Here is a 12,290-nt window from a genome sequence, read left to right as displayed (position 1 = left end):
GCAAAAGCGGGGCACTGACTATTTGCTCAAACCGGATTTTACCTTCTTTGAGGCCGATAAGGGGCAGGATGAATCCCTTCTGTGAGAGAAATGATAGCGCTATCACAGATCAATGTTAGCGCTATCTGGTAGCGCTAACTTTCGCGATCAAGCTCACAGTTATCAAAGGGCAAGATCGCTAGATTGGCGCCATCCTATCCAGTCCGGACACTACCATGCTGACCCAATTGCTGACCGAGGAGGTCATTTCCATCAAAGAGGGCGCCCGCGACTGGCGCCACGCCATCGAGCTGGCCACCGCCCCCCTGCTGGCCAACGGCGCCATAGAGCCCTCCTATGTGGCGGCGCTCTATCGCTCCCACGAGGAGCTCGGCCCCTACTACGTGCTGGGACCGGGCCTGGCCATGCCCCACGCCCGCCCGGAAGACGGCGTCAACCGGTTGGGACTGGCGCTGACCGTGCTGAAGGAGGGGGTCAACTTCGGCTCCGAGGGCAACGACCCGGTGCGGCTGCTGGTCACCCTGGCCGCCAGCGACAGCAACTCCCACGTGGAGACCATCGCCCAGCTGGCCGAGCTGTTCATGAATGAAGAAGACGTGGCGGCCATCATGGCGGCCACCAGCAAAGACGACATCTTGCGCATCCTGGCGCGTTATTGAGTGGCGCCCTGCGCCCGACAGAGGAAGAGAGCATGAAAATTCTGGTTGTATGCGGACACGGCCTGGGCACCAGCCTGATGATGGAGATGAGCATCAAGAGCATTCTCAAGGAGCTGGCCGTGACGGCCGAGGTGGATCACCGGGATCTCGCCTCCGCCGGCAGCGAGCGCGCCGAGATCTTTGTCGCCACCCGCGACATCGCCGAACAGCTGGTCAGCATGGGGGTCGACGGCCGGCTGGTCTCGCTGGACAACATGGTCGACAAGGCCGCCATGAAAGAAAAACTCGCCATCGCCCTGCGCGAGCTGGGCGCACTCTAACCCCTTTGCGACTGTCTGGGCGGCCGGTGAGCCGCCGCTTCCATCTGCTTGGAGCTGACCATGGAATTTTTCAATTTTCTGATGTTTGACGTGCTGTCGGAGCCGGCCGTGCTGGTTGGCCTGATCGCCCTCATCGGCCTGATCGCCCAGAAGAAACCGGTGACCGAGTGCATCAAGGGCACGGTCAAGACCATCATGGGCTTCGTCATCCTGGGGGCCGGCGCCACCCTGGTGGTGAACTCGCTGGGCGACTTCGCCACCATCTTCCAGCACGCCTTCGGCATCAAGGGGGTGGTCCCCAACAACGAGGCCATCGTCTCCATCGCCCAGCAGTCGTTCGGCAAAGAGATGGCGATGATCATGTTCTTCGCCATGCTGGTGAACATCCTGATCGCCCGGCTCACCCCGTGGAAGTTCATCTTCCTGACCGGTCACCACACCCTGTTCATGTCGATGATGGTGGCGGCCATCCTCTCCGCCGGCGGCATGAGCGGCATTCCGCTCATCGCGGTGGGCAGCCTGGTGGTCGGCGTGACCATGGTGCTGTTCCCGGCCCTCGCCCACCCCTACATGAAGCAGATCACCGGCTCGGACGATGTGGCACTCGGCCACTTCTCCACCTGCTCCTATGTGCTGGCCGGCTGGATCGGTGCCAAGTTCGGCAACAAGGCCCACAGCAGCGAAGAGGTGCAGGTGCCCAAGAGCCTGCTGTTCCTGCGCGATACCCCGGTGGCCATCTCCTTCACCATGGGCATCATCTTCCTCATCACCTCCGCCTTCGCCGGCCCCGAGTTCGTCGCCAGCGTCGCCAAGGGCAAACACTGGTTCATGTTCTCCCTGATGCAGTCCATCACCTTCGCCGCCGGTGTCTACGTCATCCTGCAGGGGGTACGGATGGTCATCGCCGAAATCGTGCCGGCCTTCAAGGGGATCTCCGACAAGCTGGTGCCCAACGCCAAGCCGGCGCTGGACTGCCCCATCGTCTTCCCCTACGCCCCCAATGCGGTGCTGATCGGCTTCCTGTCGAGCTTTGCCGCCGGTCTGGTGGGCATGGTGCTGCTCTACCTGCTGGGGCTCACCGTCATCATTCCAGGCGTCGTGCCGCACTTCTTCGTCGGCGCGGCGGCCGGGGTGTTCGGCAATGCCACCGGCGGTCGTCGCGGCGCCCTGCTGGGAGCCTTCGCCAACGGCCTGCTGATCACCTTCCTGCCGGTGTTCCTGCTGCCGGTACTGGGGGATCTCGGCTTTGCCAACACCACCTTCAGCGATGCCGACTTCGGCGTGGTGGGGATCCTGCTCGGCCTCATCGTACGCTGATCACTCTTGCCCATCGGGGGCATGGCCGACGGTGCCATGCCCCCGCTCATCCTCCCGTACTGCCAGCCGGGCCCCACCAGCCCGAACAACGTCGAAAATATGTGCAAACACAGTGCGTTGGATCGGATTTTCACCCCATAGCGGCAGCATCTGACAGGGGAGTACGATATGCTGATGCGCTGACGTTCAACCCGACCTCGCTCGAGGCCCTTTCCATGAAATATCTGGTAGTACAAACCAAACAGATAGGAGATGTGCTGATCTCCACCGCACTGTGCAACAACCTCAAGCAGCACGACCCTGCCGGGGAAGTTCACTATCTGGTCATGGATTACTGTGCGGGCATGGCAGAGGGAAACCCCAACATCGATCGGCTGATCATCATCGAGAAGGCGCGCCGCAACGAGTGGCGCTACATGAAGGATTTGCTGCTGGGCATTCGCCGCGAGCGCTACGATGTGGTGATCAACAGCCAGGGCCAGATGATAGGCCTGCTGACCTGCCTCTTCTCCGGCGCCCGCCTGCGGATCGGCTTCGACTCTTTCCCATGGCGCCTGGGCCACAACCGCATCGTGCGCTTTCGCCATGACACCGAGCATCAGGGCAACAGCACCCTGGTGGACGACCGGTTTTCACTGCTCAAGCCGCTCAAGCTGGCCAGCGAAGATCGCAACTACTACCTCTGGCTCAGCGACGGGGAGAGACAACGGGGGCGCGAGACCCTGCTGGCCGCTGGCGTCGACCCGACCCGGCCACTCATCGCCATGGGGGTCAACTCCCTCGGTCACTACAAGCGCTGGCCCATCGACTGCTTCGCCGAGGTGGCGCGCTGGCTGATCGAGGAGCACAATGCCCAGATCCTGATCTACTGCGGGCCGGGGGAAGAGGAGTACAACCGCAGCCTGAAGCCGCTGCTGCCAGCAGCGCTGCAGGCCAGCGTGTTTGACCATGTTCAGACCCGCTCGGTACGGGAACTGGTGGGGCTCTTCGCCCATTGCCAGCTGTTCGTCGGCAACGACACAGGCCCACGGCATATGGCGCAGGCGCTGGATATCCCCCTGCTCACCATCGTCTCTCCCCTCGGACACTCCGCCATTGCCAATCCCGTCTCTCATCCCCGTTATCGCTTCGTCGACACGGGTCGTCAGGATCCGCAGCAGGAAATTTTGAATGTGCAGGAGATACTGGCCACATTCTGTGCTGAGCTAGGAATAATGAATAAATAATCGGCTACAGAGGTATGCCCCGCCAGTAACGCAATTTATGGTCTGACCTTTAATTCGTTACTGGTTATGGTCATTCCACCCGAAAACGGGCTTCACCACCACCGATATGATCGAATGACTCTCGTATTCGGAACTATAGATTGACGCTAGAAACTGCATTAAAGATAGTAGACTATATGTGATTATTATTTCGCAGTCTGTTAAAATAATTAAATTATATCTCAGCTGATTTTAATGCCACTTTCTATAATTTTTTTAAAAAAGCTATGCTTTAAGAAAAAAGTCTATCTAAACTCATCCATTGTTAAATGATATTAATTTTTTAATCCTCGCTGCTTATGCCTTAAGGAATAAGACAGTGATGGTCTTATGATAATAGCAAAGAATAACTTAAATCTAGTCGGCTTTTTACATGATTTGATGAGTTCCTTGATAATAAATCTAAACTTAAGAGATTTTGCAGATAAAAAATTATAATTTTTATCAAAAAAATAAAATAAAGATCTGTAAAACTCTATTTCTATGTCTAGATTTCTATTCGTACTCCCACCACCATAATGAACTATCTTTGCATCAGGAACAAAGAATATATTCATTTTTTCTTTCTTCATTCTAATACAGATATCTTCTTCCTCACAGTAAAGGAAAAAATTAGGATCTAAACCTCCAACTTTAAAATAGTCGGATGCGCGAAAAAACATTGATGCTCCACTACCCATTTGGACTCTGAATGGTTTTTTATATTCCTTCTTCCTATCCATATACTCTGATGATTTTAACATTCGACATAATCCGTTGCCAAACCATTGATTACCTACTGATGGTAAATAGGCAAAGGATGGATGATATGTACCATCTTTATTATACTGAGATGGTATACACAGCGATACATCTGGATTATCCTCCATGAAGGAATGAAGTATATCAAGCGCGCCCTCATCCACTAGCGTATCATTGTTAAGAACAAATATGTACTCTCCTTTAGATTCTGATATTCCAAGTATGTTTCCAAGAGCAAATCCGAAATTAATATCATTATCTATAAAATGTATTTTATCATTATTTTTAATTTTCAAGTAATCAATAAATATGCCACGTTCATCCTCGCTCGAGTTATTATCAACCACTATTATTTCATAATCTTGAAATGAACCACGCAATATACTATCAATGCAATCCATTGTGTATTTAGACGAATTGTAATTTAAAATTACAATAGAAACAGAAACCCCCATTCTATACCCTCACTGTTAAAGATGACATTATTTATAATAACTAATCACACAAAAAAACAATACCCCCTGTTTATCGCTATCAATTCATTCTGTATCACTCTCCTTAAAAACTATAGATGCAGCTATAACCAGCGATGAGACAAAGAAAGTAATACCAGAATTGTGACCAAAAAATGCCTGACTGAGGCAGTAATCAATCGATGAAAAAACAGCCACAATAACCAACGCGGAACCACAATGCACATCATCATTATGGGGTCGGTGCAAACGACTTTTTACCAAGAATAGGGGGATCAACATCATCAATAGCAACGCACCAAGGCCAACAATGCCTCGTTTGGCCATTTCATCGAGAAACTGGTTATGGGCATGAGAATTGAAATCATAGATAAACTGGCTAATTTCTCCTCGTGCCAGCTGCGCTTTTTGTGACTGCCGAATCCCATGATTTCCCCAGCCAAATAGTGGCTTTTCGGTAAAGCTCTGCCAAGCACTCTGCCAAAGCTGAAGTCTGATCCCAAGCGAGGTGTTGAGGTTGGTTTTGTCGAGATATTGGCTGATATCATTCTGAGCCAGCTCTATCCGTGCTTCCACACCACTCTGCGGTTGGACAATCAAAAAACCACCGCATAACAGTCCACCTACAAGCATAACGAGGGTTGTCTTGCGATACAGGCACTCTTTAAACAGCACCGCAATAGTAAATAAAATAACAGGTAATAATACCCACCCCCCACGCGTTCCCGAGAGGAAACTGGCCCCCATCCCAGCACAACCTCCCAGCAGCATGAAAAAAGAGAAGGCCAATTTTCCCTTTTTTTGTGCCCAAAGAAGTCCACACAGGCAAAATAATCCTAACGACATGGCAATATTACCACTCTGTAGTGGCATCATATCGTTAAATGCCCGCTCATAGCCCAAAATAAATTTATCATGAATGGCTATGCCACATGCGAGGAGAGCACCGACACCACAACCGGAAAGCAGTATAGGAAGGCGCACAGGCACGCAAGCTAGTAAGGGCAATATGACAACAGCCATCAGCGCTCTACTTGCCCTGTCGATTTGGCTGATCTTGCCACCATCAAACCAAACGGAAATAACCATCACCAGAAAATAGAGCGACAAGCCAAGCCCGATAAACTTGAGTTCACGGGGTAATACCCAATTCAAGCGCCTCACAGCGAAGAAACACAGGCTTGCCAGCAACAACAAAGCTGGGCCATAGGAGTAACCACTGGGCACGGATAGTGCCAGAGCTCCAAATAAAAAAGCTGAGAGTTGAACTAGTAGCGGCAACGCTTGGTCATGGACCAGCCCAAATGCGCCCTGATTGGGCGGTGATTCTGTTTGCATCGGCATACGTTCCTCTACAACAACCTTATTTTCTGAAGACATAATTCCCCCTGATCTTACGCCACAGACCGAACATGTCGGTGCGGGGGAAGATGGCGATCCGGCGGATCTGGAACGGATCCCGGTGCATGGCTCTGGGGCCGCTGTTGGTGGCCACAGCATAGCGATAACCGGCGGCAACGGCCTGGGCTTTTGCACTGTCGTTCAGATCCCCGTAAGGATAGGCAAACGAGATCAGGGGATGGCCGAGCAACTGCTCCAGCCAGGCCTTGTTGGCCTGGATCTGGTGGGCCTGCTCCTCTGGGGGGAGCGTGCTCAGGCGGGGGTGAGTCAGGGTATGGCCCCCGATCTCCACATGACCGGAGGCCACCAGCGCCTTGATTTCGTCCGGGGTCATCAGGGTCACCGGGGTATCGGGGTGAGTCGGGTGCTCCACATCCCAACGATTGTGATCCTCACCGGTCACCACATAGACCACCGCCTTGTAGCCATACTTTTCCAGTAGCGGCAGCATGCGGGTGAGGTTGTCCCGATAGCCGTCGTCCACGGTGATCATCAGGTACTTCTTGCCGTATTGCAGCCGGTGGATGAACCCGTTCTCCGCCAGGTCGGCAAATGTCAGCGTCTCGTAGCCCAGCCACTTCATCAGCTTGAGGTGCTTCTCGAACATGGCGACCGGGAGCCAGGTGCCATGCACTCCCTTTTCGCTCTCGTGCTCGATGAAGCGGTGATACATGATGACCGGCATCTCCCGGCGCAGGGTCTCGACCACGGCGTCCTGATAGACGGATTCCAGCCCGGTCACGACGCCTTGCAAATCATACTCTTGCAGGATCCGTTGGCGCACTGGGTCTGGCACCACCTTGGAGGCCAGCGCCGAAGGGATCTGCGCCTTCAGCCCGGCAAAGTCGATGGCCAGATCCCTGGGGCCGATGTCGCCGAAGTTGCTGGCGAGGGCCTCGTCCAGATTCTGCTCCGTCACCAGACCGATGGCCCTGGCTTCGCCGATGGCAAACGCCGGACGACCGCACAGCAGCGCCTCCATCGCCACCCGACCGGCACCGATCACCAGATCGCAGCCCGCCATCAGGGCGGGCACATCGTCCACATAGCCGACGAAGTCGACCTTGTCCTGAAAACGGGCAAAACGCGCCGGCACCTGGGTGCCGCTGACGACGCGCACCCGGCAGGCTTCCAGATCCAGCACCTCGTCCAGCAACCGGTAGCAGAGCTCCCCCTTGGGACCGCTCAGCCGACCAATGATGGCGATCACCGGTTTGTCGTTGTCCGGTATCGGCACGGGCTGGAACTTGTCGGTCTCGATGCCGTTGCGCAGCACCTGCACCATGGCCGGGTCCACCCCCAGGTTGTCGATGATCTGGCTGGCGATATCCTCGCACACCGCCACCGCCCGGTAGCCCAGCGCATGGAATGCCTTGCGGGAGGCGTGTACCGGCTGGCGCCCGTGCACCGTGGTGATCATGGGGGTGCCGGTCAGCTTGCAGGCGACGTAGCTGCTCCAGCCCGAGGCGCGCGAATGGGCGTGCACAAGCTGGATCCTGTGCTTGCGGATCAGATAGATGAGATAGAAGACGTGCCAGAAGCGGCGCAGGATGCTGCGCTTGTTGAAGCGCAACCGAAAGACCGGTCCCAGAGTCGGTTTGGTCAGGGTGTCAGAGACGTAGAAAACCTGGTGGCCACGGCGGGTCAGCTCGTTGCCGACCGTGGTGGCATAGACCTCCGCGCCCGTCACTTCGAGCTGGGAGAGAGCCATCAATATGTTCATGCAAGCGCATCCGATCGACGGGTGGCCAGAGCCACCCGCCAGAGGGGGATCAAGCCCGGTTCAACCAGGCCATGTAATCGGCCACGCCTTCGGCCACAGTCTTGAACTCGCCGTCATAGCCGACGCCGCGCAACTTGGTGAGATCCGCCTGGGTGAAGCTCTGGTAGCGACCCTTGAGGTGATCCGGGAAGGGAATGTATTCGATGGCGCCTTTCTGGTGATGCCTGATCACGGCTTCCGCCACGTTCTGGAACGGCTCAGCCCGGCCGGTGCCGCAGTTGAAGATGCCGGAGTGCTGCGGATTCTGCCAGAACCAGAGGTTCACCTTGCAGACGTCGTCCACGTAGATGAAGTCGCGCATCTGGCCGCCATCCGGGAAGCCGTCACAGCCCTCGAACAGCTTGGGATTGTCACCCTGCTTCACCTGGGTATTGAGGTGGAAGGCCACGGACGCCATGGATCCCTTGTGCTGCTCGCGGGGACCATAGACGTTGAAGTACTTGAGACCCACCACCTGGGAGTTGATCTCCGGCATCCAGCGACGCACGTACTGATCGAACAGCTGCTTGGAGTAGCCGTAGACGTTGAGGGGCTGCTCGAACCTCGGGTCTTCGATGAAGTTGTCGTTGCGCCCACCATAGGTCGCGGCGGAAGAGGCATAGATGAAGGGGATTTCCCGCTCGATGCAGTAGTGGAACAGATCCTTGGAGTACTCGTAGTTGACCTCCATGATGAACTTGCCGTTCCACTCGGTGGTCGCGGAGCAGGCGCCTTCGTGGAAGATCACCTCGATGCCGTCATCCCACTCCTCGAATTCGTCACCGGAGACGATCCGCGCCTGGAACTCGTCCTTGTCCATGTAGTCGGCGATGGTGAGGTCGACCAGGTTGACGAACTTGGTGCCGTCGGTCAGGTCATCAATGACCACGATATCGGTCCGTCCTTGAGCGTTCAGCTGCTTGACCAGATTGCTGCCGATAAAGCCAGCACCGCCAGTTACTACGATCATGGAGTTTGCCTCGCGTACGTTGTGGCCCCGTGTGACTGCCTGTTAAAGCTGTGTATAGTGGGCCAATTTGAAATTGCCGAAAAGTTTATCACGGGCCGCAAGGGGATTCGACCTCGATGACTTTTCCCCTTAGGGCCCGGCAGAGGGACCAGCGATGAAGACCAGAGACAGGATCATCCACAGCGCCACCGAGCTGTTCAACGATCAGGGCGAGCGCAACATCACCACCAACCACATTGCCGCACACCTTGGCATCAGCCCGGGCAACCTTTACTACCACTTCAGAAACAAAGAAGACATCATCCACTCCATCTTCGATCAGTACGCCCGCCACCTGAGCGACAGCTTCACTCCGATCCGCAGCAGCGAGATCCGGCTGGAGGATCTGATGGGCTACCTGGATGCCATCTTCTATTTGATGTGGCAGTTCCGCTTCTTCTACGCGAACCTGCCGGACATCCTGAGTCGCGACGAGCTGCTGCAGCAGAAATACCTCAAGGCACAGGAGCAGCTCCGAGCCACCGTGGAGACGCTGCTCAGAAGCCTGCGCGAAGGCGGCATCATCGCCGTCAGCGATGAAGACCTGCCGGATCTCGGTCAGACCATCAAGATGGTCGTCACCTGCTGGATCCCGTTCCAGATCGCCCAGGCCCCGGCCACCCGCATCACCAAACCCCTGCTCTATCAGGGGGTCTTGCGGGTGCTGTTTTTGCTGCGCCCCTACGTGCAGCCACAGGTGGCCCCCCAGATACATCAACTGGAGCAACATTATCACCAACTGGCCCAACCAGCCGGGTGAGATCTGTTTCACAATTGTTGATTATCAGCATAAAAATTTGAATTTATACGCAGGGATTACAGTAAAATGTTGCCCATTCTAGGGTCTGTCGGCGTTTCGTCGCGACCGTGACGACGCCGAACCGTGCGGGTTGCACGGCCCGGGATCCTGATAACACAGTCGATACAGCAATGAGGACCGAGGATGTCTAACGGATTCTATCGTCACCTGACCGAACAGCTCGAACAGGTCAAGACGGAAGGGCTATACAAGCAGGAGCGCATCATCACCTCGGCCCAGCAGGCCCAGATTGCGGTGGGCGGCGAGCAGGTACTGAACTTCTGTGCCAACAACTATCTGGGGCTGGCCAACCATCCCGACCTGATTGCCGCCGCCCATCAGGGGCTCGACAGCCACGGCTTCGGCATGGCCTCGGTGCGCTTCATCTGCGGTACCCAGGACCAGCACAAGGAGCTGGAGCAGAAGCTGTCCGCCTTCCTCGGCACCGAAGACAGCATCCTCTACTCCTCCTGCTTCGACGCCAACGGCGGCCTGTTCGAGACTCTGTTCGGTGCCGAAGACGCCATCATCTCCGACGCACTCAACCATGCCTCCATCATCGATGGGGTGCGGTTGTGCAAGGCCAGGCGCTATCGCTACGCCAACAACGACATGGCCGAACTGGAAGCCCAGCTCAAGCAGGCCGATGCCGACGGCGCCCGCTTCAAGCTGATCGCCACCGACGGTGTCTTCTCCATGGATGGCGTCATCGCCGACCTCAAATCCATCTGCGATCTGGCCGACAAGTACGACGCGCTGGTGATGGTGGATGACTCCCACGCCGTCGGCTTCATCGGCGAGAACGGCCGCGGTACCCACGAATACTGCGAGGTGATGGAACGGGTCGACATCATCACCGGCACCCTGGGCAAGGCGCTGGGTGGCGCGTCCGGTGGCTACACCTCCGGCAAGAAAGAGGTGATCGACTGGTTGCGTCAGCGCTCCCGTCCCTACCTCTTCTCCAACTCCCTGGCACCCTCCATCGTCTCGGCCACCATCAAGGTGATCGACATGCTGGCCGAGGGTCACGACCTGCGTGCCCGCCTCAAGGAGAACAGTGCCTACTTCCGCGAGCGCATGAGCGCCGCCGGCTTTACCCTGGCCGGCGCCGATCACGCCATCATTCCGGTCATGCTGGGGGATGCCAAACTGGCCGCCGAGATGGCGAGCCGCATGCTGGCCGCCGGTATCTACGTGGTGGGCTTCTCCTTCCCCGTGGTACCCAAGGGTCAGGCGCGCATCCGGACCCAGATGTCCGCCGCCCATACCCGGGAGCAACTGGACAAGGCGATCGATGCCTTCATTCGCATCGGTCGCGAGCTCGGTGTGATTTGATCACATGGCTGGCTGATTAAAACGGGGGCCAAGGTTGGGCCCCATTTTATTACCCTCTGTACCCGGCATGGCGCCGTGAGGAATCTGTCATGAAAGCACTCTCCAAACTCAAATCCGAAGTCGGCATCTGGATGACCGATGTCCCGGCTCCCGAGCTCGGCCACAACGATCTGCTCATCAAGATCCGCAAGACCGCCATCTGCGGTACCGACATGCACATCTACAACTGGGACGAGTGGGCCCAGAAGACCATTCCCGTCCCCATGGTGGTGGGGCACGAGTATGTGGGAGAGGTGGTCGCCGTCGGCCAGGAAGTGCGCGGCTTCGCCATCGGCGATCGCGTCTCCGGCGAAGGCCACATCACCTGCGGCCACTGCCGCAACTGCCGTGCCGGTCGCACCCACCTGTGCCGCAACACCATTGGTGTGGGTGTGAACCGCCCGGGTTCCTTCGCCGAATACCTGGTGATCCCGGCCTTCAACGCCTTCAAGCTGCCGGACAACATCCCCGATGAGCTGGCCGCCATCTTCGATCCGTTCGGCAACGCCGTGCACACCGCCCTCTCCTTCGACCTGGTGGGTGAAGACGTGCTCATCACCGGCGCAGGCCCCATCGGCATCATGGCCGCTGCCGTCTGCCGTCACGTTGGCGCCCGTCACGTGGTGATCACCGACGTCAACGAATACCGGCTGGAACTGGCCCGCAAGATGGGCGCCACCCGTGCCGTCAACGTGGCCAAGGAGAAGCTCTCCGATGTCATGGAAGATCTCGGCATGACCGAAGGGTTCGATGTGGGGCTGGAGATGTCCGGGGTGCCCAGCGCCTTCCAGGACATGATCGACAAGATGAACCACGGCGGCAAAATCGCCATGCTCGGCATTCCTCCCTCCACCATGGCCATCGACTGGGGCAAGGTGATCTTCAAGGGACTCTTCATCAAGGGGATCTACGGCCGCGAAATGTTCGAAACCTGGTACAAGATGGCAAGCCTCATCCAGTCTGGCCTGGATCTCAGCCCCATCATCACCCATCACTTCCACATCGACGACTTCCAGCAGGGCTTCGAAGCCATGGGCTCGGGCAAGTCCGGCAAGGTGATCCTGAACTGGGATTGACGACACGCGAGGGGCGCCTGGGCAATCAGCGCGCCCTCTCTTGTTCAGCCTCACGAAACCCGGCGCATGCCGGGTTTTTTTAGGCGCTGTCCCA

Annotated in this window: 11 protein-coding genes; 7 read left to right on the top strand and 4 right to left on the bottom strand. The window is 56.6% G+C overall.

Annotated elements, in window-relative coordinates; genetic code table 11:
- The first annotated feature begins 215 nt into the window (after positions 1-215).
- From BN1120_RS03140 to BN1120_RS03125, 4 genes are all read left to right on the top strand, one after another.
- Positions 216-659, top strand: coding sequence for a PTS sugar transporter subunit IIA (locus BN1120_RS03140; protein ID WP_042014710.1), 444 nt, complete (start codon positions 216-218; stop codon positions 657-659).
- A 32-nt stretch (positions 660-691) separates the two neighbouring features.
- Positions 692-979, top strand: a complete 288-nt coding sequence (locus BN1120_RS03135) for a PTS sugar transporter subunit IIB (RefSeq protein WP_026142047.1) — start codon at positions 692-694, stop codon at positions 977-979.
- A gap of 60 nt (positions 980-1,039) precedes the next feature.
- Complete coding sequence (locus BN1120_RS03130; RefSeq protein WP_011704190.1) at positions 1,040-2,296, top strand: PTS ascorbate transporter subunit IIC; 1,257 nt, start codon at positions 1,040-1,042, stop codon at positions 2,294-2,296.
- Between the two features lie 215 nt (positions 2,297-2,511).
- Positions 2,512-3,522 carry a glycosyltransferase family 9 protein gene (locus tag BN1120_RS03125; protein WP_080767868.1) on the top strand — a complete coding sequence of 337 codons (1,011 nt, stop codon included), beginning with the start codon at positions 2,512-2,514 and terminating at the stop codon, positions 3,520-3,522.
- Between the two features lie 314 nt (positions 3,523-3,836).
- Here the strand turns inward: BN1120_RS03125 and BN1120_RS20545 are convergent, their stop codons facing one another.
- The 4 genes from BN1120_RS20545 to rfaD form a co-directional block, all read right to left on the bottom strand.
- Positions 3,837-4,757: a glycosyltransferase family 2 protein gene (locus tag BN1120_RS20545; protein WP_080767867.1), complete on the bottom strand. Its 921-nt coding sequence runs from the start codon at positions 4,755-4,757 to the stop codon at positions 3,837-3,839.
- Between the two features lie 84 nt (positions 4,758-4,841).
- Positions 4,842-6,155 (bottom strand): O-antigen ligase family protein, encoded by a 1,314-nt coding sequence (locus tag BN1120_RS03120; RefSeq protein WP_231959404.1) that lies wholly within the window; start codon positions 6,153-6,155, stop codon positions 4,842-4,844.
- Complete coding sequence (locus BN1120_RS03115) at positions 6,139-7,899, bottom strand: polysaccharide deacetylase family protein (protein WP_042014709.1); 1,761 nt, start codon at positions 7,897-7,899, stop codon at positions 6,139-6,141. The genes BN1120_RS03120 and BN1120_RS03115 overlap by 17 nt, the downstream gene beginning before the upstream one ends.
- 49 nt (positions 7,900-7,948) lie before the next feature.
- Positions 7,949-8,908, bottom strand: coding sequence for an ADP-glyceromanno-heptose 6-epimerase (gene rfaD, locus BN1120_RS03110; RefSeq protein ID WP_039041134.1), 960 nt, complete (start codon positions 8,906-8,908; stop codon positions 7,949-7,951).
- Positions 8,909-9,062: 154 nt separating this feature from the next.
- On the opposite strand from rfaD, the gene BN1120_RS03105 reads away from it, so the two are divergent.
- The 3 genes from BN1120_RS03105 to tdh all read left to right on the top strand — a co-directional run bounded on the left by BN1120_RS03105 (position 9,063) and on the right by tdh (position 12,196).
- Entirely contained in the window at positions 9,063-9,707 is a 645-nt protein-coding gene (locus tag BN1120_RS03105; RefSeq protein ID WP_010672429.1) for a TetR/AcrR family transcriptional regulator, read from the top strand.
- A gap of 183 nt (positions 9,708-9,890) precedes the next feature.
- Complete coding sequence (locus BN1120_RS03100; protein WP_042014708.1) at positions 9,891-11,081, top strand: glycine C-acetyltransferase; 1,191 nt, start codon at positions 9,891-9,893, stop codon at positions 11,079-11,081.
- Between the two features lie 89 nt (positions 11,082-11,170).
- On the top strand, positions 11,171-12,196 hold the full coding sequence (tdh, locus tag BN1120_RS03095) for an L-threonine 3-dehydrogenase (protein ID WP_010672427.1): 1,026 nt from the start codon (positions 11,171-11,173) through the stop codon (positions 12,194-12,196).
- Positions 12,197-12,290 lie beyond the last annotated feature (94 nt).

Source organism: Aeromonas caviae, assembly GCF_000819785.1.
Taxonomy (GTDB): domain Bacteria; phylum Pseudomonadota; class Gammaproteobacteria; order Enterobacterales; family Aeromonadaceae; genus Aeromonas; species Aeromonas caviae.
Note: the sequence above shows the minus strand (reverse complement) of the source record. Positions and strands in the feature narration are given on the sequence as shown.

Coding starts and splice junctions, on each gene's coding strand:
- BN1120_RS03140 (WP_042014710.1), top strand. CDS start 216: ATGCTGACCCAATTGCTGACCGAGGAGGTCATTTCCATCAAAGAGGGC.
- BN1120_RS03135 (WP_026142047.1), top strand. CDS start 692: ATGAAAATTCTGGTTGTATGCGGACACGGCCTGGGCACCAGCCTGATG.
- BN1120_RS03130 (WP_011704190.1), top strand. CDS start 1,040: ATGGAATTTTTCAATTTTCTGATGTTTGACGTGCTGTCGGAGCCGGCC.
- BN1120_RS03125 (WP_080767868.1), top strand. CDS start 2,512: ATGAAATATCTGGTAGTACAAACCAAACAGATAGGAGATGTGCTGATC.
- BN1120_RS20545 (WP_080767867.1), bottom strand. CDS start 4,757: ATGGGGGTTTCTGTTTCTATTGTAATTTTAAATTACAATTCGTCTAAA.
- BN1120_RS03120 (WP_231959404.1), bottom strand. CDS start 6,155: ATGTCTTCAGAAAATAAGGTTGTTGTAGAGGAACGTATGCCGATGCAA.
- BN1120_RS03115 (WP_042014709.1), bottom strand. CDS start 7,899: ATGAACATATTGATGGCTCTCTCCCAGCTCGAAGTGACGGGCGCGGAG.
- rfaD (WP_039041134.1), bottom strand. CDS start 8,908: ATGATCGTAGTAACTGGCGGTGCTGGCTTTATCGGCAGCAATCTGGTC.
- BN1120_RS03105 (WP_010672429.1), top strand. CDS start 9,063: ATGAAGACCAGAGACAGGATCATCCACAGCGCCACCGAGCTGTTCAAC.
- BN1120_RS03100 (WP_042014708.1), top strand. CDS start 9,891: ATGTCTAACGGATTCTATCGTCACCTGACCGAACAGCTCGAACAGGTC.
- tdh (WP_010672427.1), top strand. CDS start 11,171: ATGAAAGCACTCTCCAAACTCAAATCCGAAGTCGGCATCTGGATGACC.